Raw genomic sequence first — 20,695 nt, forward strand, 5'->3', positions numbered from 1 at the left:
GATTTTAACAAACCTCTAAAGTAGATTCAAGCTTGTGATCTCTCCATGTTTCTTTATCATAGCAATCCCCGTTGTTCGTTGCCACATAGTTGATTGCTGTACCTCCACCTCCTTGAATGATTTGCAGGTTTTTCAGTTTCTTGTTTTCCAATGAAGAAAAACCGTTCTTCATTCCTTGTAATTTTTTCATAATTGAAATAATTTTTAAATTAATATTTGTGTTGCCATATAAACCCTGACATGGGTCTTGCTATTCTCTATCTCATCCGATACTGTACACTTAAAGGCGAAATATTGAATGGCTGATCAACGTTGATATTTTCAAAACTATTAATATTTATATCCCTTTTAAGGGATTTTTTATGTCATTTTTTTGTATTTTTAAAAATTGCTTAATGTACCTTTGTACAGGCGTAAATAAATCTTTAAAATATTAATGAATCTAAATTTTATTAATTAGAAATAGGTAACCGGTAGGCTATTATTATAAAACGGAATGATTAGCTGAATGGTTGATAATTTCTATTGTACACAATTATAATCCGGTGTGCATACAAAAAAAATAGTGTATAGAATGCATCAGAAGATGCGGAAACATTTATTTTTTCCTCTATTTTTGTATTTTAATAGTAAATCAAAGCTGAAATTACAAAATTAAAGCATGAAAAACCTGGGATATCTTAATATTAAGTTGAAAAAATATTTAGAAGAAACTAAGGGACAGGTTGTTGCGGATCTTGTGCAACTGCTCAAAGGAGAAAATGTAAATTATCTTGACGGAAAGACAAAAACGGATATTGGAGCTCTGTATTTTGAGTACGAGTACGATTATCTGGATATTGCGGCCTGGGCTACGGATAAAAATGGAAAGATTATTACAGATACAGCTATACTCCATAAACAAAAGGAAAATCATATTAATGAAACAGAAAGCTGGGATTCTTTTTTGCCTGAGACAATATGGAAAGTAGCAATAGATTTTCAGGAAAAACACGAGGAATATGAAGACTGGGATGATGTCTGGGAAGAATATGAAGAGAAAAATATAAACTGTTTGAATTCTGGTTTTTTGACTGCTGGAAAGAAGCGTCAGCACAGACGGAGAGTAGAGTAGATGCTTATTTTTCAGTTCATGATACCTATTTTAAAACGGATCTGAACACTTTTAAAACCATAAATGACGATGAAATCGCAGAACGTTATACAACCAAAAAATAAATAAATATTAAAATACATCACAATTTATCATGAACAATTATCAATTTTACAAAAAAGACGGAAACGTATTTATTTTCAAGAACCAGCCGATATTTATGTCCGTAATGGTTATTATTATATTCATCATTGCCGGACTGTCTTACAAGTATAATTTTCCTTTGCTGGGTTGGTTTTTAGTGGCCCTAGCCGTACTGATTATCGCTAATTTCTTTGCAAAAAAGTTTGTTATTGATCCTCGGCAGCAGACCATTACCTGTAAACCCAGTGTTTTTGTTGCTACAAAGACCTATTCTTTTCAGGATTTTACCAATTTTGAAGTGTTGGCAATGAAATACCTGGGCTTCATTACTACCAACGTATTCCTGAATGCTCATTTTGAGGTGAATGGAAAAGACTCGAAATTTGCGGTAGGGCAGGCGCTTACCCATAAAGGTATACAGAAAATGGTGAATGAAACTGAAGATATCATGGGCTTAAATCAAAACGTTTGATGAATACGAAAGAGAAATATAAATTTGAGGATAGCGGCAGTGAAATAAGCTTTATGCCTAATTACTATTTCCTGCCTAATATAAAATGGGCGCTGGGTATAGGGATCCTTGTAGTACCTGTATTCTTTTATTTCAGAAATGTGCTCTCTGAAGGGGCTTTTACAATAGCCTCAATTCTTTGGGTATTATATATGGGATACTTTCTGATTGACCTGATCTTCAGAGTTCCTGTAAAATATATTTTTAACAAGCAGGAAAAATGTATTTACAGAAAACAATTTCTCACCCAAAAAATTATGAGCTTTGATGAAATGACTTATTTCATTAATGATGAAACTGGCGGATATTATTATGTCATTGGAAAGAAAAGAAACCAGTTTGTGAAAAATCACAGGATCAGCAATTATTTTTCAGGTTCAAAAAAATCCCGGGTAAGAGAGGAAGAATATCTTGAAAATATATTATATCCAGTACTGGATGCAATAGATATCCCCATAAACAGGCCACAATAATGAATTCTGTATAAAGACTACAATCTACTATACCATCATTATTAGTACTGCAACAATTCCCTTCCTTCGAAGAGGTGGCAGATCATAGATCTGACGGAGTGGTAAAAAAATCGGGCTGTTTCAAAGAAACAGCCCGATTTTATATGATATAATGTATCTTAATTAGCTAAAATCCTCTTCACAGCCTCTTTCACAGCCTCAGAATCAATCTTATACTTCTTCATCAGCTCAGCTGGCGTAGCAGATTCTCCGAAAGAATCATTTACGGCAACAAACTCTTGTCTTGTAGGTCTTTTTCTTGCAAGCATTCCCGCAACAGACTCTCCTAAACCGCCTAGATAGTTGTGCTCTTCAGCAGTAACAATCTTTCCTGTTTTCTCAACAGATTTAATAATGATTTCTTCATCCAAAGGTTTGATCGTGTGGATATTGATCACCTCACATGAAATACCTTCTTTTTCAAGCTCATCAGCTGCTACAAGAGATTCCCAAACCAGGTGTCCAGTGGCAACAATCGTTACATCAGTACCTTCCTGAAGCAGGATTCCTTTTCCGATCTCGAAAGGCATGTCTTCCGGGATAAATACAGGAACGGTAGGTCTTCCGAATCTTAAATATACAGGACCTTCATGGTCAGCAATAGCAAGGGTGGCCGCCTTAGTCTGGTTGTAGTCACAAGGGTTGATCACCGTCATGCCCGGAAGCATTTTCATCATACCGATATCCTCCAAAACCTGGTGGGTAGCACCGTCTTCACCTAAAGTAAGACCAGCATGAGAAGCACAGATCTTTACATTCTTTCCTGAATAAGCGATAGACTGACGGATCTGGTCATATACTCTTGAAGTAGAGAAATTGGCAAAAGTTCCTGTAAAAGGAATTTTTCCTGTAATGCTTAAACCTGCAGCAATTCCCATCATGTTTGCTTCTGCGATACCAATCTGAAAGAATCTTTCCGGTGCTTTTTCAATGAATTTTTCCATTTTCAAAGAACCGATAAGGTCTGCACAAAGTGCCACTACATTAGGATTTTTGTCGGCAAGTTCTGCTAATCCGGCTCCGAATCCTGAACGCGTATCTTTTTTTTCTGTATATGTATATTTCATTTTTTTACTGATTATTTATTTTGATTACTATTTACTCATTACCTATAATTAGTAATCAGCAGGAGCTTCTAGATATAATTGTTTGAAAGCAGTATCAAGCTGATCGTCATTAGGAGCTTTTCCATGCCATGCGTGAGATCCCATCATGAAATCTACACCAGCACCCATCTCTGTATGAAGAATGATAACAACCGGTTTTCCTTTTCCTGTTTCAGTTTTTGCTTTCTCAAGGATGGCAATTACCGCTTCAAGGTCGTTTCCGTTTTTTTCTTCCAAAACAGTCCATCCGAATGCTTCAAGTTTAGCATGAAGATTTCCTAAGCTCAATACATCATCAGTATCACCATCAATCTGGCGTCCGTTATAATCAATTGTTGAAATGATATTATCAACTTTTTTACCTGCAGCATACATTAAAGCTTCCCAAACCTGACCTTCCTGAAGTTCTCCATCTCCGTGAAGTGTGTAAACAAGAGAATTATCTCCGTCCAGTTTTTTACCTTGCGCTACACCAAGTGCTACAGAAAGTCCCTGACCAAGAGATCCGGAAGCAATTCTGATACCCGGAAGACCCTCATGAGTCGTAGGATGTCCCTGAAGTCTTGAATCTAGTTTTCTGAAAGTTTTCAGTTCCTCTACCGGGAAAAAGTTAAATCTCGCCAAAGTAGAATAGTAAACCGGTGAAATATGTCCGTTTGAAAGATAAAAATGATCCTCATTTTTCCCCTCCATTGTGAAAGGAAGATTATAGTTCATCACCTTTCCGTAAAGCGCTGTGAAATATTCCGTACAGCCTAAACTTCCGCCCGGGTGTCCTGAATTTACAGCATGAACCATTCTTAAAATGTCTCTTCTGATCTGTGTAGTAAGAGATTTCAGCTCTTCAATACTTTTACTCATTATATCTGATTTATTTGCACGCGAATTTACAATTTTTTAACGGCTTACGGAAATGTAAAAATCCAGACTTCGGATCCGGATTTAAAATTATTTCAGGGAAATACTGATTTTAACAGCCCTCGTTCAGGTATACTGAAATTTCCGTAATGATGTTATTTACAAATTTAAAAGAAAGCTGTGTTCCAGCATCCAGATCTTCTAAAGTGAAATATCCCGTATCTTTCAAGCGTTTTTCGCCTCTGTCATCCCATGCCGGATGTACTGTAAAACTTGGGTAATTTCTATAAGCATTGATCAAATCGTCCTTGGTATTTCCAATGCCGATTCCACTTTTTGTTTTGAATTTCTTACTGGTTGTTGTTATTCCCATAACACTGGGAACACTCGGTTTGGATTCACTGATATAGTTCTCATAAAGATCGATAAGAATCAGCTCACCGTTGTATTTTACATTGTTTTTGATCTGTCCGTCCGTTACTTTCAATTTTGTGCCTGAAAGCTTTTCAGCTTCCGTTTTTTCCATAAAAACCTTATAAGGTCCTATTCTTAAAGTAGAAACTTCAAAATCCTGAGCGGACATGAAGCCAAAGGTTAATAACAATACGAAAAGAGAAATCATTTTTTTCATACTTATAATAATGTGCTTCTGTTTATTTTATTTTATTTTTTGCCTAATGCTTTATTAATAGCCTTCTTAACAATCGGTTCCATAATGGTATATCCTGCAGGGGTAGGGTGGATGCCATCTTTGGCAAGGCTTTCACGCATACCTCCTTTTTCATCACGCATAGCTGTATTGTAATCGATGAAGGTGATTTTATTGATGTATGCATATTGTTTTAATCTGTTGTTTAAAGCATCCACTTTTTGGGGAACATCAGTTACTTCTTTACGCCATGGAAAAGATGCGGCAGGGAGTACGGAAGCAATCATTACTTTAATTCCGTTACTTTGTGCAATATCAGCCATTGCTTTAATATTGTTAAAACTAAAATCAGGATCATACGCTCCTGTATTTTGGGCAATATCATTAGTTCCGCCATTAATAACGACCAGTTTTGGTTTTAAAGCCACAACATCTTGCTGAAACCGAAGCAGCATCTGTGAAGTAGTTTGTCCGCTGATACCTCTTCCGGTATAATTATTTTCAGAAAAAAACTCCGGATGACTTTTTACCCAACCTTCAGTGATAGAATTGCCTATAAAGACCACGTCTACTTTTTTCTTTGCGGCTACAATTGCTGCATTATCATCTTTATATCTGGCAAGATTGGCAAAATCAACCGCGCTTTGTGCGTTTACAAATTCACCTAAAAGCAAGCCTAAGGCAAGAAACATGGATAATTTCATAAATTTTTTTATAGCTGTGAAAGATAATATATGCAGTTGTTGGAAATTAAATGATATCAATGATTTAAAATAAATAAGCCATTATTTTTTTCTGATCAGCCAAAGTCCTATGAAAGTCAATAAACCATTGATGATCAAAAGTTCCAGCCCGATCTTAAAATCACCGAATATGTTTTCCTGATATTTATCGATAAAGAATGAGATCACCGGTGCAGCAATACATACGTAAGGAACCAGTTTGTCATTAACCTTGTATTTAGTGAAAATTCCAAAGGCAAACAGTCCCAGTAACGGACCATAAGTAAACCCGGCCAGTTTCAGGATCAGCCCGATCATAGAATTATCATTAATTACCTTAAAGATCACCACCATGATAAGGAATGAAAGTGCCACGATGAGGTGGATTCTTTTTCTGAATTTTTCTTTTTTAGACTCATCCCAGTCTTTTTTCTCTTTCATCCCGAAAATATCGATACACAAGGAAGAGGTAAGGGCTGTCATAGCTCCGTCTGCACTAGGAAATAATGCTGAAATTAATGCAACAATAAAGATGATTGAAATAAAACCAGGCATATGGTTCAATGCTACATCAGGAAAAAGCTGGTCTCCCGAGCTTGTTACATGTTCCTGAGCTCCGTAAAGATGAAGAAGTCCACCCATATAAAGGAACAGAGAGATCACTCCCAGAAGGATAAACCCTAAAGTCACCATATTTTTTTGCGAATCTTTCAGCCTTGTTACAGATAAACTTTTCTGCATCATTTCCTGATCAATTCCGGTCATTGTAATGGTAATGAAGGCTCCAGCCAGAATTTGTTTAATGAAGAAGCTTTTTTGGTTCGGGTCAAATTCAAAAATCTTGGTATAGCCTTTGTCCTGCATTGCCGTAAAACTTTCTCCGAAGCTTAAACCTAAATGATTCAGCATGTAAACCGTACAGATGATGAGACCCAAAAGCATACAGGAGGTCTGTAACGTATCTGTCCAGACAATCGTTTTCACGCCGCCTTCATAAGTATAAAGAATAATCATTGCTAAAATGATAAGAGTGGTCACAATAAACGGAACTCCCAAATTGTCAAGAATGGAAATCTGAAGAATATTGACTACCAGATAAAGCCTTGCTGTTGCGCCCACCAATCTGGAAACAATGAAGATCCATGCACCCGATTTGTAGGAGAGCTGGCCCATTCTCTGCTGCAGATAGCCATAAATAGAGGTCAGTTTCAGACGGTAATATAAAGGAAGAAGAACGTATGCCACCACAATATACCCGATAAGATAGCCAAGAGTGATCTGCAGATATGCAAATTTATCATTTCCTACCGCTCCCGGAACACTCACAAATGTGACCCCGGAAAGGGATGTTCCGATCATTCCGAATGCTACAAGCATCCAATTACTCTTACGGTTTCCAATAAAGAAACTCTCATTATCGCTTCCTTTTCCTGTTTTGTAGGCTACCCAAAGCAGCAATGCGAAGTAAATGATAATAATAGACAGTAATATAATTGGAGACATAGTTTTTTCAATTAAAATTTTAGCAAATATAGTTTTTTTCTCTTCTGTTAAAAAAGAAAAAGCCTTTCAGATGTTAAACTCCGAAAGGCCTGTATTTTAAGGGCAAAAATTAATATTAATTGACTAAAACATCCTGCAACTCTTCACTTTTCTGAAAGCTAGCTTTGGCAAAAGGACAGAGAGGGATGATTTTTTTATTGTTTTTCCTGGCAAAATCTACTGCTGCCAGAAGCATTTCTTTTCCTACTCCTTTTCCGTTGTAGGCTTCTTCCACCTCTGTGTGGTCTATGATGAATCTTTCCTCTCCAGCCCAGGTATAGGTCATCATTCCTGCGCGTTTTCCGTCTATGAAAGCTTCAAAACTTCCGTGTTTTTCGTCGTTGTTTTGTTTTACTTCGGTCATATTATGAAAATTTGGTTAGTATTTCTATGTCGTTTGTTAATATTTTGTGTACAGGGCAGGCATCAGCAATAGTATGTAGTCTTTTCAGCTGCTCATCATCCAATATACCTTCAAAAGTGATATCTCTTTTAAAGACCGCTCTTTTTGTTAAAGGGAAATTTTCAAGTTCTACTTCTACGTTGATGTTTTCCACATCCCATTCCTTTCTTTCGATGTACATTCTTAAAGTAGCTGCAGTACAGCTTGCCAGGGATGTCGCTAAGATTTCCAGCGGATTGAAACCTTTATTCTGACCGCCTTTATCTATAGGCTCATCAGTAATGATTTGGTTTTCACCGGCTGTCACCTCAGTATAATATTTTGTTTTTCCTAAACTTGCTTTTACGGTTACCGCCATTATTGTTCTGTATTGAATTTATAACTTAATGCACCTGAAGGACATTGGTCAATTTGGTTTTTAAGCTCTTCCGGACTTGCATTTTCAGCTTTTATCCAGGGTCTGTCTTTTGGATTGTAGACTTTGGGAAGCATTTTTACGCAAACAGCCGAGTGAATACATTTCTGGGGTTGCCAGAGGACAGTGATACTGCCGTTGGGATATTCGTGTGTGTCCATATTAATTTTCTTTTAATGATTTTTCGATTCTTCGGTCGGGAATCAGCCATATGAAAGCCACGATATAATAAAAACCTATGGCAATATAAGGATAAAAAAACGAAACCACTATGCCAAGAACATAAAATATAATCGAGATATATTCTTTAAATTTTGAATGTATAGCTTCTTTTAATCTGGAATTTTCGCCTTCAGACCTGATAATCAGATTTTCTAAAATAGTGTACGCCACTGCTGACATGATGAGGCAAATACCATACATAGCCACAGGATTCTTTGCAAAATGGGTTGCCCCAATCCATTCCGTAGCGATTGGCATTAATGAAAGCCAGAACAGCAGGTGAAGATTGGCCCATAGAATACTTCCGTTCACTTTTTTTACAGCCTGAAATAAATGATGGTGATTATTCCAGTAAATCCCTACATAAATAAAACTGAAAATATAGGCAATTAACTTAGGTAGAAGAGGCTTTAGACTCGCCCAGTTACTCCCTTCCGGAACCTTCAGCTCAAGCACCATAATAGTAATAATGATGGCCATAACCCCATCACTGAAAGCTTCCAGTCTTCCTTTAGTCATTGGCTTTAATTATGTTTTTGAAGTTTTCTATCTTGTCCTTAAGCTCTTTAAGCATATCAGGGTTGATCACGCCGCTTTCCAGATCAAAATTTTCATAAAACTTTGGAAGTGAAAACGTATCCTTGATATCTGCTGCAAACTGCGGAAAGAATGTCTTTGCCGTATTCATCACATTTCCGCCGCCGTAGCCTCCCGGAGAAGTACTCATCAGAAGCATCGGTTTGTTTTGAAATACCTTGACATTGATCCTTGAAGACCAGTCGAAGACATTTTTAAAAGCCGAGCTGTAAGATCTGTTATGCTCTGCCAGAGAGCAGATGATCACATCACATTCTTCAATTTCCTTTAAAAAGTTGTGCGCTTCATCCGGAAATCCCTTCTTTTCAAGATCTACAGAGAAAACAGGCATTGTAAAATCGTTGAGGTCGATCAGGTTGATCTCTTCATCCTGAAAATCTTTCAGAACAAATTTTACCAGTTCCCTGTTGATGGATGTAGAAGATGTACTTCCTGCAAATGCTAAAATTTTCATGGTATGCTTCTCTACGGATGTTATTTTCTGTTTAAAACTGCTTTAGGTAGCGGAACAAATTCATTTTCGTCACCGGGAACCAAAGGAAATGCATCGTGGTTCTGGTCATTCCAGTTCACTTTCGCCTGATCAATCAATTCTTTATCCGAATTCACGAAATTCCAGAATATAAACCGTTCCTCATCAAAAGGTTCACCACCGAAAAGATAGACCGTTCCATTTTCACTCATATCGAATTCACACAGTTTAGTGTCTTTAGCGATCATTAACTGTTTTGAACCGTACGTATTTCCTTCTGTGGAAACTGTTCCGTCCAGCACATACATTGCTGCTTCGCCGTAAAGATCCTTTCCGATGCTGATTTTCTTCGCTTCTTTTGTTTTGATCTCGATAAAGAACAGTTTGCTGTGAACAGGGACTGCAGATTTTCTTCCGAATGCTTCACCGGCAATCAGTTTATACTGAATCCCGTCTTCTTCCCATACCGGAATTTCATCTGCTTCAATATGGTGGAATGTAGGTTCCGACTGTTCCAGATGTTTCGGAAGACCTACCCAGATCTGGAATCCATGAAGTCTTTTATCGCTGTGTCTTAAATATTCAGGAGTTCTTTCGGAATGTACTACACCTTTTCCGGCAGTCATCCAGTTAACCGCTCCAGGTTTTATTTCAACTGCACTTCCGATACTGTCTCTGTGAAAAATAGATCCTTCCAAAAGGTAGGTTAAGGTTGATAATCCAATATGAGGATGCGGAGGAACATCAAGATTCTGGTAATCCTTCAGTTCAGAAGGTCCCATGTGGTCTATGAAGACAAAAGGTCCAACTGCTCTTTTTTCACGGAAAGGAAGAAGTCTTCCCACCAGGAAATTTCCTATATCCGCTGCCTTTTCTTCTATGATAAGTCCGATATTTGACATGATAAATAAAATGTTTTTTAAATTTAGGTTAATGAAAATAGATCTTTAGCTGCGGCTACAGTTTGTCATATCCTTCAAATCTTTCATCAACGATACGTTTCCACTCCGGATGCTTTTTGATATATGCAAAAACATAAGGACAGAAGGGAAGAAGTTTTTTCTCGTTTTCTTCAATATATGCTAATGTTTTTTCAACGACGGCAGTGGCTGCACCGGTTCCTGCAAGTTCAGGCTCTGCTTCCGTATGCACCAAAGCGATCTGGTGACCCATTTCACGGTAATCGATGAATGCAAAATGTCCGTCAATCTCTATTTCAAATCTTGTTCCTGCTTTTACAAGAGGGATATTCTCAAACTCTGGTTTCATAAATTTTTTGTATTGAAAAAAATGAATAGGCGGATCACAAAAACACAAGTGAGTTTGAACTCTGCGTCTTTGCGTTTCACCAAACACCATTCTATAAAGTTAATAAAAAAGGAATAATTTAAGATTAAGATAAATTTAATTTTCTTAGTCTTCCAGATAACCGAACTTTCCGGTATTGAAATCTTCAAATGCCTGCATGATCTCCTCTCTGGAATTCATTACGAAAGGTCCATGAGGGTAGATCGGCTCATTAATCGGTTCTCCACTGATAATCAAAACTATTGCATCTTCCTGAGCTTCAATACTGAATGTTTCGCCTTCATTCTTAAATAAAACAAAATGATCTGCTGCTGCTTTTTCTTCTCCATTTACCGTTATGCTGCCTTCAATGACCAATGCTGCGGTATTAAAATTAGCCGGAAAGCTAAACTCAGCTTTTCCTCCTGCTTTTAATTTAGCATTCATCATATTCAATGGGGTGAAAGTATCTGCTGGGCCTTTGTGACCATTATATTCACCTGCGATGATTTCTACAAGGCCGTTTTCGCCCAGAGTAACACGTTCCATGGCTGTATTTTCTATAGCCTGGTATTTCGGACAGCTCATTTTATCTTTAGCCGGAAGATTCACCCATAGCTGAACCATTTGAAAAATGCCTCCTTTTTTAGACCATTCGGTTTCATGATATTCTTTGTGAAGAACTCCTTTTGCTGCTGTCATCCATTGTACGTCTCCTTCACCTATAATTCCGCCGCCCCCGGCACTGTCATGATGTTCCACTTTTCCCTGGTAAGCTATAGTAACAGTTTCAAAGCCTCTGTGAGGATGTACTCCTACACCTCTTGGTCTTTCCGAACCATTGAAATAAAATTTTGAATTGTAATCAAGCATAATAAACGGGTCCATTCTTTTCATGTCCAATCCCTGTGCCCCCGGTATAAAATTATGAACTCTAAAACCATCTCCTACAAAATGGGCAGGTTTGGGAGATACAACGATCTCTACTTTTTTTGTTGTCATAATATTGTGAATTTATATAACAAAAGTACAGCAGCGAAGAATCAGATGCATTGATCTGTGTTAAGTTCGTAAAAGGAAAGAAGATTCAGGTTAATCTTCCTTTGATTTCATATTTTTTCCATCTGAAATGTGAAGTCTTCGGAAAACAAACCCTGAGATAATGGTCAATATTCCTACAGTAAGGAAAGTGTACCGGAATGCATTATGAGTTTCACCCTGAATAAGATCAGAATTCTCAAATAACTTTAAAACAATCAATCCGAAAGCAATTCCAAAGCCGATAGCCAGCTGCTGATTGACAGATATCAATGAATTTCCGCTGCTGGTCTGGAAATTTCTAAGGTCTGCAATGGAAATGGTATTCATGGAAGTGAACTGAATAGAATTGAAAAAACCTAATATCGCAATAATCGGGACAAACCAATACAAAGAAGTATGGATATCCGGAATAGCCAGCAGGCAGATCAGAGTTCCAATGATAAAGGTATTCACCATTAAAGTCTGCCGATAGCCGTATTTATCTAAAATTTTTATAACCGATGATTTTCCGAATATGGCAGTGAGTGCCATCGGAGCAATGATCCACCCTGAAGTTACTGCAGACTGTTTGTAAGCAATCTGGATCATTAAAGGAAGCAATAAAGGCACAGAGCTGATCCCTAATCTGGTGGCAAGGTTTCCTACAATTCCTACACGAAAAGTTCTTACCTGAAAAAGGTCTAATGGGAAAATAGGGTTTCCGCCTCGTCTGGCGTGTCTGTAATAATAATATAGGAATAAAAAGCCCAGAATGAATACCAAAAGGACAGGACTTATATTCTGCATATCACCGAAGAGCTCCAGTGAAATGGAGAGCAGAAGTGATGCTGCTGCAAATATTAAAAAGCCTTTTAAATCGAAATCAACATCGGTGGATTTATAATTGGGCATATATTTCAAGCCTAAAATAATTCCTAACACTCCAATCGGAATATTGATGAGAAAAATCCAGTGCCAGGATAGGTAGTCTACCATATAACCTCCTACCAACGGACCGAGTACGGGACCAATCAGGGCTGGAATAATCGCAAAGTTCATCGCTTTCAGCAATTCACTTTTATCAAAAGTTTTGATGAGTGCCAGTTTTCCAACAGGCGTCATTAAACTTCCTCCCACACCCTGAATGACTCTTGAAATAACAAGGTGGGTAAGATTCTGTGACATGGAACACAAGAGCGAACCTAAACTAAAAAGAATCAATGAAAAAATAAATACTTTCTTGGTTCCAAACCGGTCTGCCAGGAAGCCGCTTGCAGGCATAAAAACAGCCAATGTCAAAACATAACTGATGATGGCGTTCTGCATATTGAGCGGAGATTCATGAAGATCTCTTGCAATGGACGGCAGAGAGGTGTTCAGGATAGTAGAATCCAGCATCTGCATGAAAATAGCAGTGGCCAGGATAAGGGGAAGTATTTTCTTTACTGAAGTTGGTTGCGGGCTTGTTTCTGTCATTCGGTATGGACTGGAAATCAAATGAATTCCAGATTTATTTATATTGGAAAAAACACTGTTCTAAAACAGTCTGATCCTTAGATGAAGAATTTCATATAAAATTAAAAAAGTCCTGTGAATTTTCACAAGACTTTTCAATTTATTTTCTAGGTTTTTCTACTCCTTTCCATTCGTCGCCTGCTTTTCGGTACTGGCTCAGGATGTAAGTTTTGAAATCTTTTGTTTTGTATTCAATGTTATCCGTGTTCTGTTCAAACGGCATAATGTAATAATAGTCAACATCTGTTTTGTCTGATTTGTTCCCTTTTTTCACGGTTGGAACATATTTGGAAAATTTGTATCCTGGAAGATACTGTTTCAATCTTGCGTAGAATGCTTTGTTTTCTTTTTCCTCAGGAATGATATCTACGATATTGAAATCATCTTTTTTCTTATCAATCCAAAGATAATACGTTTTTTCCTCGCCTAAATTTCTGTTTAAAGAGTTGAAGGCAAAAAGTTCTTTAGGAACCAGTTCTTTGATCTTCTCAGGATCTACTTTGGTGTAAAACTGTCCTTTAGATGGATCAACATACGTTTCAAGATTGTACATCAAAACTGAATTGTTCTCGAATTTTTTATTCTTAAAATATTGATTTAAAGATAATTCTGCAGTCGCTCTGAGTTCTTTTCCTCTGTCGTCCAGTTTTTTGGTGGGGTTCTGAGGGTTTACTTTTTTCACAAACTCATATAAAACAACAGGCTTTACATCTTTAAGGTGAGGATACGTTTTAAGCTGCTCTGCTTTTACCAGCCAGTAAAACTGCTGATAATAATCATCCTTATCCTGATCTTTTACGGTCTTATAAGATAAAGCAAGCTTTTTTGAATTTAAGTATTTGCCGTATTTTCCCTGTCCGAAAGCAAAACTGATGGATAGTAAGGCAAATAAAACAGTAAGGTTTCTTCTCATTTCTTTATAATTGATATTTTCGTTGTCCAAATATAATTATTTCTTAGATATTATTTTTGATTGTCAGTTAAATTATATAATATTATTAACGTTTATTCAAAAGAAAATCCTGTATTGCTACAGGATTGATAAAATTTTTATAAATAGAAGTTAGAAATTAGAGGTTAGAAGTTAGATGCAAGACCTCAGATCTTAGACGGTAAAGTTTCAATTGTGAATTTTGTTTCGCCAATGTATTATGAATGTTTGAAGTCAAGAATTACACAAAGCTTAATTTTACTTTATACACCCTTCGACCCTGAAACATATCCTGAAACTCTAACCCTCGCAAACACTCAAACCCAAAACCTATACCTCAGTTCCATACGAAGTTTCGTGCACTTTTACTGCTCTTCCGCTTGGATCGTTCATTTTTTTGAAAGCTTCATCCCACTCTAAGGCGACAGGTGTGGAACAGGCCACCGAAGGAACTGAAGGCACTGTCGCTGCTGCCGTTTCACTCGGAAAATGTGCTTCGAAAATTGTTCTGTAACGGTATTCTTCTTTGTTTTGAGGTGTGTTCAGCGGAAATCTGAATCTTGCGTTGGTCATCATTTCATCAGTCACTTCTTTTTCTGCGACTTCTTTTAATGTGTCGATCCATGAATAACCTACACCATCTGAAAACTGTTCTTTCTGTCTCCAGACAATAGATTCCGGCAGCATATCTTCAAATGCTTTTCTTAATACCCATTTCTCGATTTTTCCATCTGCAACACTGATCATTTTGTCTTTAGGATTTACAGTCATTGCAATGTCCATGAATTCTTTATCAAGGAAAGGAACACGACCTTCAATTCCCCAGCTCATCAGTGCTTTGTTTGCTCTTAAACAGTCATATAGATGAAGCTTGCTTAATTTTCTAACAGTCTCATCGTGAAATTCTTTAGCATTCGGAGCTTTGTGGAAATATAAATATCCGCCAAATAATTCATCAGAACCTTCTCCTGAAAGAACCATTTTGATTCCCATAGATTTGATTACTCTTGCCAGAAGGTACATTGGGGTAGATGCTCTGATCGTCGTTACATCATAGGTTTCCAGATGGTATATCACATCACGTACTGCATCCAGCCCTTCCTGAACAGTAAAATTAACTTCATGATGGACAGATCCGATGTGGTCTGCCGCTTTTCTTGCTGCTGCGAGATCAGGAGATCCTACCAATCCTACTGCGAAACTGTGAAGTCTCGGATACCAGGCTTCCTGTGTGTCACCACTTTCAATTCTCTGTCTTGCATATTTTGCAGTAACAGCTGAAATCACAGATGAATCTAATCCGCCGGAAAGTAGAACTCCATAAGGAACGTCACTCATCAGCTGTCTGTGAACAGCATCTTCAAGGCCTTTTCTTATTTTGGAGATATCGGTTTCGTTGTCTTTTACGCTGTCATAGTTTTCCCAGTCTCTTTTGTACCATTGCTGAAGCTCTGATCCTTCGGGACTGTATAAAAGATGTCCCGGAAGGAATGTTTCAATTGTTTTGCAAATGCCTTCCAGTGCTTTTAGTTCGGAAGCAACGTAATAGTTTCCGCTTTTATCCCATCCCTGATAAAGAGGGCAGATTCCTATATGGTCACGGGCGATCAGATAAATTCCATTCTCTATATCGTAAAGAGCGAATGCAAAAATACCGTTAAGCTTTTCAAGAAAATCTTTTCCATATTTTCTGTACAGCGCCAGAATTACTTCACAATCTGATTGGGTCTGGAATTCATAATCAGGAAATTCCTCTTTTAATTCTCTATGGTTATAGATCTCACCGTTCACCGCAAGAACCACTTTTTCGTCTTTAGTAAATAAAGGCTGCTTTCCTGAAGTAGGATCTACAATAGCCAGCCTCTCATGAGAAAATACTACGTTGTCATCCTGAAATACACCGCTCCAGTCCGGACCACGGTGACGGATTTTTTTTGACATTTCTAAAACCTGAGGTCTTAATATTTCGGTCTTTTGTTTGGCATCAAACAAACATACGATTCCACACATATTGTTACTTATTTGAAGCGAAATTAGCGTTGATGTTTAAAAATAACAATAAAAAATTGATAAAAGTTAATATTTTTAACTTATTTAATTTTTTTTGAGAAAAATATTCTTTATTTGAATGATTTGGCGTGTTTTTAATTAATTTTTTTCGTTCAGGTAAATTTAGCTTATATCCTATACAAAATAAAAATGAAATAATTAATAATGTATGGTAATTTATTATACAAATTTTAGCCCTTACTTTGTGGCTCGAAATAATTTTTTTTCATCATTTGTGTTTTTACCTTCTTGCAATTCTCTTTGCAAGAAGGTTTTGTTTTATTGGGATCCTGACATAACAACTGTAATATTCCATGAACTGAAACTTCTGCCTTCTGAAGCTCCCTGAGGGATTTTTACCTGTATCGTATGCTTTCCGGCTTTCAGATCTCCGAGAGGGATGAAATTGGACTTGGTGACTATTTAGGGACACCAATTTGACTTATTGTCTGCCAGCCTTTTCTTTCAATTAGACATGATTGAATTTTTAGACAGTTTTTGCGAAGATCAATTTAATAAAGGGTTGATTTTAGTTTTAAAATGACTTATAATATATAAATAAGTAGGGATTACAAGAGATATGTTACATATTACTCAAATATTTACATTAAGCCAATAAAAAAGCTGCTCTGAGATAGAGCAGCTGTATATTTTTATAATTGAGTTAATTAAGAAACTCTTTCAATCAGTGCCATGTAGAATCCATCATAGCCCTGACTTGGCATTACTTTGTCATCTTTAACCAATTTAAATCCGGCATTGTTTTTCAGGAATTCTTCCACCTGTAAATTATTTTCTGACGGTAAAATAGAACAGGTTGCATATACCATTTTACCACCTACTTTAACCATTTTGGAATAGTCCTGAAGGATCTGTTGCTGTTCTTTTTTAATTCTGTCAATAAAATCCTGGTCAATTTTCCACTTACTATCCGGGTTTCTCTTTAAAACACCAAGACCTGAGCAAGGAGCATCAATCAGAAGTCGGTCTACTTTATCATAAAGACGTTTGATTACTTTATTGTCAGAAATCATACGGGTTTCAATATTGTGAGCTCCCGCTCTTTTTGCACGGCGTTTCAGCTCGGCAAGTTTCCATTCGAAAATATCTAAAGCTACAATCTGCCCTTTATTTCCCATCAGGGCAGCTAAGTGAAGCGTTTTCCCGCCTGCACCTGCGCATGCATCCACAACTCTCTGGCCTTCTTTCACGTCAAGAAAATATCCGATCTTCTGTGAAGAAGCATCCTGAACCTCAAATAAACCTTCTTTGAAAGCTGTTGTAAGAAAGACATTCTTTTTTTCCTCAAGTTGTACAGCGTCCGGATAATTTCTTACCGTATAAGCAACTACATTTTCATCAGCAAGATCAGAAATAAGTTCTTTTGGAGTTGTTTTCAGGCTGTTTGCTCTCAAAACGGTAGGAGCCTGCTCATTTAAGGCATGCATTTCTTTTTCCCAGCCTGGACCTAATTCCTTTTCCAAAGTTTCAGCCAGCCACTCAGGGATAGAATGTTCAATAGCTTTCGTGGGAACTGTATTCTTTTTAAGCTTGGTAAGAATATCTGCAATCTTAATTCCGTCAAATTCTTCAAACTTTTTATAATTGGTCTTGCTCCAAAGCAGGTACGCAATGATCAGTTTATAAATATTGTTGGGTTTTACGCCTTCACCCATATAGTATTCAAGACGTTTTTTCCAGCGGATAATATTATAGAAAATCTCAGAAACAACGGCTCTGTCCTGGCTTCCCCATTTTTTATGGGCTTTTAAAAGTCTTTCGATAACCTTATCGGCGTATTTATTTTTCTCGAAAAAGGTTTCCTGTAAAGCATCGTGAATCCCGATGGCTAAGTTTCTGTGAATAAGTTCCATAAATTTGCTACGCTGTTTGAATCTGCAAAAGTACGAATTATAGTTGAGAGTTGCGGACTGAGTTTTGGAGTTAGAAAGTGAGAGAGTTTAGGGGGTAGGAAGTGGTGAGTAGTTTTGAGGTTCCTGATGCTGATTCTTGGTTGCTAGGTATTTGAGTTATCTTAACCCCTTTTATCTAACGCTCCGGTTATTGTCTCTACCGGTCGTGAATACATTTTACATCAATACATTGTACAAAAAATTCTACCTTTGCAAAAATCAAAAATATGAGTGATACTGTACTTTGTCCGAAATGCGGCTCTGAATTTACTTATCCAACCGATAACATGATGACCTGTTCTCAGTGTTTCTACGAATGGAATCCTGAAGAAACCGCTTCTGAAACATCGAACGATGGAAAAATCCTGGATTCAAATGGAAATGAGCTTTTGGACGGTGATTCTGTAGTTGTAATTAAAGACCTTCCTGTGAAAGGAGCTCCCAAACCGGTAAAAGCTGGTACTAAAGTTAAGAATATCCGTTTGAGACCGGACAGTGATCATAATATCGACTGTAAAATTGATGGTTTCGGATCTATGGCCCTGAAATCAGAATTTGTAAAGAAGGCTTAAAACAATACTTTTTTAACTGTTGAGTTGGTCTAAATTTTCGCTTGAAGCAATTTGATGACCATAAGACATAAAAAAAAGGAAAGAATTGGACAGTGTAATCTTTCAAAGACTTAATTGCAGGGAGATGCTAATGTCCGTCTCAGGGCAGAAAGAGAATTAACCAAAAATTTCCTTATGCTGTGGAAGTACAAATGTAAGAAAAAGTTTTAAAACCGCTTCTCACATTTGTACTTTTTTTATCCACATATTAACAATAACTATAAGGAAATCTAAGAGTTATGAAATTTTAACAATGCATTGTGAGTTTGTTAAGAATAATAAAAACTTATTTATATAGAATTTATAATCCTTCCATTTGCCAGCTATTTCTGTGCTTAAATAAACGAAATTTTGATCATTCCTTCTATCTTTTCATCTGTATAAACAATAAGTTCTTTGTGGTGAAGTCTGACCTTATTCCAGTAATGGTTTCCGGCAAATCTGCTTTCCAGAAGTTCGGCTTCAGTTCCGTTTTCAGAAATTTTTATTTCCTTAGGATAATATGAGAATTTAGAAATCTGGAATTCAGCTTTTTCCTCTTCACTGAAAATATTCACCTCTCCAAAAAGTCTCGCTACATAAGAATTGTAAGGGTTTCTATACGTTTCTTCCGGGCTGTCGTTCTGGATCAGTCTTCCGTCTTTCAGGATAACGATCTGGTCAAGCCATGGCATGATCTCCTGAAGCTCATGCGTTGAAATGATCAGAGAGATCTGATGCTGTTTCACATATTTAAACAGTCTTTCACGAAGTTCTATTTTTCTTGAAAAATCCAGGTTACTAAAAGGCTCATCCAAAATAAGAAGTTTTGGAAGTACAGAAAGTGCTCTGGCGATGGCCACTCTTTGCTGTTGGCCTCCACTTAGATATTTAGGAAGAATATGGGCAAAATCCTGAAGTCCTACCACTTCCAGAAGCTCCATTACAGTCTCTTTTTTTTGAGCTAAATTGATATTAGAAATAAATTTACCTACATTTTCGGCAACAGTTGCGTAAGGCATCAGGTCAAAATTCTGAGCGACCAGCTTCATTTCAGCTTCTCCGGGAACAAGATTTCCTTTGGGGCCCAGAAGCTTGGTTCCGTTAAAAACAATCTCGCCGCTTTCCCAGTCCAAAAGACCATAAATAAGGTTAAGCATAGTAGATTTTCCACAGCCGCTTTCTCCTGCCAGCGCAATGATCCTTCCTTCTTCAAAACCGAGGTTAAGGTTCTGAAACAGGGGTTTATCTTTGGTATGGGAAAAATATAAATTGTTTATTTCTAATAGCATAATACAAATGTAAGGTTTTTATGAAAAAATAAAATTTTTTATTATATTAGCGGAAGTAATAAAAATATATCAAAAATGAGAAAAAAACTGTTTTCGTTAGCTATTCCTGCTTTATTTGTTGCAGCTGCGATGGTTTCTTGTAAAAAAGATAAACCTGTCACCAGTGAAAGCAATGAAGTGACGACTACTAAAGAAGGAAACCAGTACACACTGGATACATTGAACAGTAAAGTGGAGTGGAAGGGATATAAAGTATTCAAGTCTGAAAGTACAAGCCATTTTGGAACCATCAAATTTGAGAGTGGGGATGTAACGGTAAAAGAAGGAAAACTTGAAAGCGGAAAATTTGTTGCTGATATGAATTCCCTGACGTCTGAAGACCTTAAAAATGATGCTGACCAGCTGGGGAAACTGAATGGCCACCTTAAGAGCGGAGACTTCTTTGAAGTGGAAAAATTCCCGACAGCTTCGTTTGAAATCACAAAAGTGACACCAACTACAGAAGGAGATTATAATACGCTTCTTGATGGTAATTTAACGATTAAAGGCATTTCAAAACCGGTTCAGTTTAAAGCCAATGTTTCTGTTAAAAATGGAGAAGTAAGTGTGGCTACAGAGCCTAAAGATATTAAAAGAGAAGAGTTTGGCGTGAAGTTCCAGGCTCCTGCTGCAAACGGGGTGATCAAGGATGAGGTAACGCTTCAGATCAACGTTAAAGCATTAGAAAAGAAATAATTTTTTTATTTAAGTGAAATAAGTGATTGAAGTCTGCCTCCGAAAAAGGGGCAGATTTTTTTATTACAGATTCATTATTAAACTTAAAAAACGTATTTTTGCAAAACATTTTGAAAG

General features: G+C 37.1%; 25 protein-coding genes. 5 read left to right on the top strand and 20 right to left on the bottom strand.

The features are described 5' to 3' along the window. Positions 1-4: 4 nt before the first annotated feature. Positions 5-190, bottom strand: a complete 186-nt coding sequence (locus tag QF044_RS01310) for a TIGR04139 family peptide modification target (RefSeq protein ID WP_307262732.1) — start codon at positions 188-190, stop codon at positions 5-7. 471 nt (positions 191-661) lie between these two features. Here QF044_RS01310 and QF044_RS01315 point away from each other — a divergent pair, with 471 nt between their 5' ends. The 3 genes from QF044_RS01315 (at position 662) to QF044_RS01325 (ending at position 2,221) form a co-directional block, all read left to right on the top strand. Continuing rightward, positions 662-1,114: a hypothetical protein gene (locus QF044_RS01315; protein ID WP_307262734.1), complete on the top strand. Its 453-nt coding sequence runs from the start codon at positions 662-664 to the stop codon at positions 1,112-1,114. Between the two features lie 133 nt (positions 1,115-1,247). Beyond that, positions 1,248-1,709, top strand: a complete 462-nt coding sequence (locus tag QF044_RS01320) for a hypothetical protein (RefSeq protein WP_307262736.1) — start codon at positions 1,248-1,250, stop codon at positions 1,707-1,709. Then, positions 1,709-2,221, top strand: a complete 513-nt coding sequence (locus tag QF044_RS01325) for a hypothetical protein (RefSeq protein ID WP_307262738.1) — start codon at positions 1,709-1,711, stop codon at positions 2,219-2,221. Before QF044_RS01320 ends, QF044_RS01325 begins: the two co-directional genes overlap by 1 nt. Before the next feature lie 158 nt (positions 2,222-2,379). Here QF044_RS01325 and QF044_RS01330 read toward each other — a convergent pair whose 3' ends face one another. From QF044_RS01330 to QF044_RS01410, 18 genes are all read right to left on the bottom strand, one after another. Next, positions 2,380-3,327, bottom strand: coding sequence for a transketolase family protein (locus QF044_RS01330; RefSeq protein WP_307262740.1), 948 nt, complete (start codon positions 3,325-3,327; stop codon positions 2,380-2,382). Positions 3,328-3,375: 48 nt separating this feature from the next. Continuing rightward, entirely contained in the window at positions 3,376-4,230 is an 855-nt protein-coding gene (locus QF044_RS01335; protein ID WP_307271897.1) for a transketolase, read from the bottom strand. A gap of 106 nt (positions 4,231-4,336) precedes the next feature. Next, positions 4,337-4,855 (bottom strand): hypothetical protein, encoded by a 519-nt coding sequence (locus tag QF044_RS01340; protein WP_307262742.1) that lies wholly within the window; start codon positions 4,853-4,855, stop codon positions 4,337-4,339. Positions 4,856-4,887: 32 nt separating this feature from the next. After that, a complete protein-coding gene (locus QF044_RS01345) occupies positions 4,888-5,577 on the bottom strand; it encodes an SGNH/GDSL hydrolase family protein (RefSeq protein ID WP_307262744.1) in 690 nt (229 codons plus the stop codon). Between the two features lie 81 nt (positions 5,578-5,658). Next, the gene (locus tag QF044_RS01350; protein ID WP_307262746.1) at positions 5,659-7,098 is read right to left on the bottom strand and encodes a sodium:solute symporter; all 1,440 of its coding nucleotides are present in this window, start codon (positions 7,096-7,098) and stop codon (positions 5,659-5,661) included. A gap of 115 nt (positions 7,099-7,213) precedes the next feature. After that, the gene (locus QF044_RS01355; protein ID WP_034741912.1) at positions 7,214-7,501 is read right to left on the bottom strand and encodes a GNAT family N-acetyltransferase; all 288 of its coding nucleotides are present in this window, start codon (positions 7,499-7,501) and stop codon (positions 7,214-7,216) included. 1 nt (position 7,502) lies between these two features. Then, positions 7,503-7,898 carry an OsmC family protein gene (locus QF044_RS01360; protein WP_307262750.1) on the bottom strand — a complete coding sequence of 132 codons (396 nt, stop codon included), beginning with the start codon at positions 7,896-7,898 and terminating at the stop codon, positions 7,503-7,505. Next, positions 7,898-8,116, bottom strand: a complete 219-nt coding sequence (locus QF044_RS01365; protein WP_307262752.1) for a (4Fe-4S)-binding protein — start codon at positions 8,114-8,116, stop codon at positions 7,898-7,900. The genes QF044_RS01360 and QF044_RS01365 overlap by 1 nt, the downstream gene beginning before the upstream one ends. 1 nt (position 8,117) lies before the next feature. Further along, positions 8,118-8,696, bottom strand: a complete 579-nt coding sequence (locus QF044_RS01370; RefSeq protein ID WP_307262754.1) for a TMEM175 family protein — start codon at positions 8,694-8,696, stop codon at positions 8,118-8,120. Next, entirely contained in the window at positions 8,689-9,228 is a 540-nt protein-coding gene (locus QF044_RS01375) for an NADPH-dependent FMN reductase (RefSeq protein WP_307262756.1), read from the bottom strand. The genes QF044_RS01370 and QF044_RS01375 overlap by 8 nt, the downstream gene beginning before the upstream one ends. 20 nt (positions 9,229-9,248) lie before the next feature. Beyond that, positions 9,249-10,148 (bottom strand): pirin family protein, encoded by a 900-nt coding sequence (locus tag QF044_RS01380; RefSeq protein WP_307262758.1) that lies wholly within the window; start codon positions 10,146-10,148, stop codon positions 9,249-9,251. Positions 10,149-10,203: 55 nt separating this feature from the next. After that, positions 10,204-10,515, bottom strand: coding sequence for a GNAT family N-acetyltransferase (locus tag QF044_RS01385; RefSeq protein ID WP_307262760.1), 312 nt, complete (start codon positions 10,513-10,515; stop codon positions 10,204-10,206). A gap of 144 nt (positions 10,516-10,659) precedes the next feature. After that, positions 10,660-11,535, bottom strand: a complete 876-nt coding sequence (locus QF044_RS01390) for a pirin family protein (protein ID WP_307262762.1) — start codon at positions 11,533-11,535, stop codon at positions 10,660-10,662. Positions 11,536-11,625: 90 nt separating this feature from the next. Continuing rightward, positions 11,626-13,029: an MFS transporter gene (locus QF044_RS01395; protein WP_307262764.1), complete on the bottom strand. Its 1,404-nt coding sequence runs from the start codon at positions 13,027-13,029 to the stop codon at positions 11,626-11,628. A 139-nt stretch (positions 13,030-13,168) separates the two neighbouring features. Further along, positions 13,169-14,011 (bottom strand): hypothetical protein, encoded by an 843-nt coding sequence (locus QF044_RS01400; RefSeq protein WP_307262767.1) that lies wholly within the window; start codon positions 14,009-14,011, stop codon positions 13,169-13,171. Between the two features lie 318 nt (positions 14,012-14,329). After that, entirely contained in the window at positions 14,330-16,009 is a 1,680-nt protein-coding gene (gene asnB / locus QF044_RS01405; RefSeq protein WP_307262770.1) for an asparagine synthase B, read from the bottom strand. A gap of 318 nt (positions 16,010-16,327) precedes the next feature. Next, positions 16,328-16,471, bottom strand: a complete 144-nt coding sequence (locus QF044_RS21550) for a peptide-N-glycosidase F-related protein (RefSeq protein ID WP_373462674.1) — start codon at positions 16,469-16,471, stop codon at positions 16,328-16,330. A gap of 245 nt (positions 16,472-16,716) precedes the next feature. Beyond that, complete coding sequence (locus QF044_RS01410) at positions 16,717-17,922, bottom strand: RsmB/NOP family class I SAM-dependent RNA methyltransferase (RefSeq protein ID WP_307262772.1); 1,206 nt, start codon at positions 17,920-17,922, stop codon at positions 16,717-16,719. A gap of 266 nt (positions 17,923-18,188) precedes the next feature. On the opposite strand from QF044_RS01410, the gene QF044_RS01415 reads away from it, so the two are divergent. After that, entirely contained in the window at positions 18,189-18,533 is a 345-nt protein-coding gene (locus QF044_RS01415; RefSeq protein WP_307262774.1) for a zinc ribbon domain-containing protein YjdM, read from the top strand. 374 nt (positions 18,534-18,907) lie between these two features. Here the strand turns inward: QF044_RS01415 and QF044_RS01420 are convergent, their stop codons facing one another. After that, entirely contained in the window at positions 18,908-19,843 is a 936-nt protein-coding gene (locus QF044_RS01420) for a sulfate/molybdate ABC transporter ATP-binding protein (RefSeq protein ID WP_307262776.1), read from the bottom strand. Between the two features lie 75 nt (positions 19,844-19,918). On the opposite strand from QF044_RS01420, the gene QF044_RS01425 reads away from it, so the two are divergent. Then, a complete protein-coding gene (locus QF044_RS01425) occupies positions 19,919-20,578 on the top strand; it encodes a YceI family protein (RefSeq protein WP_307262778.1) in 660 nt (219 codons plus the stop codon). Positions 20,579-20,695 lie beyond the last annotated feature (117 nt).

It is taken from the genome of Chryseobacterium sp. W4I1 (assembly GCF_030816115.1).
Lineage (GTDB): Bacteria > Bacteroidota > Bacteroidia > Flavobacteriales > Weeksellaceae > Chryseobacterium.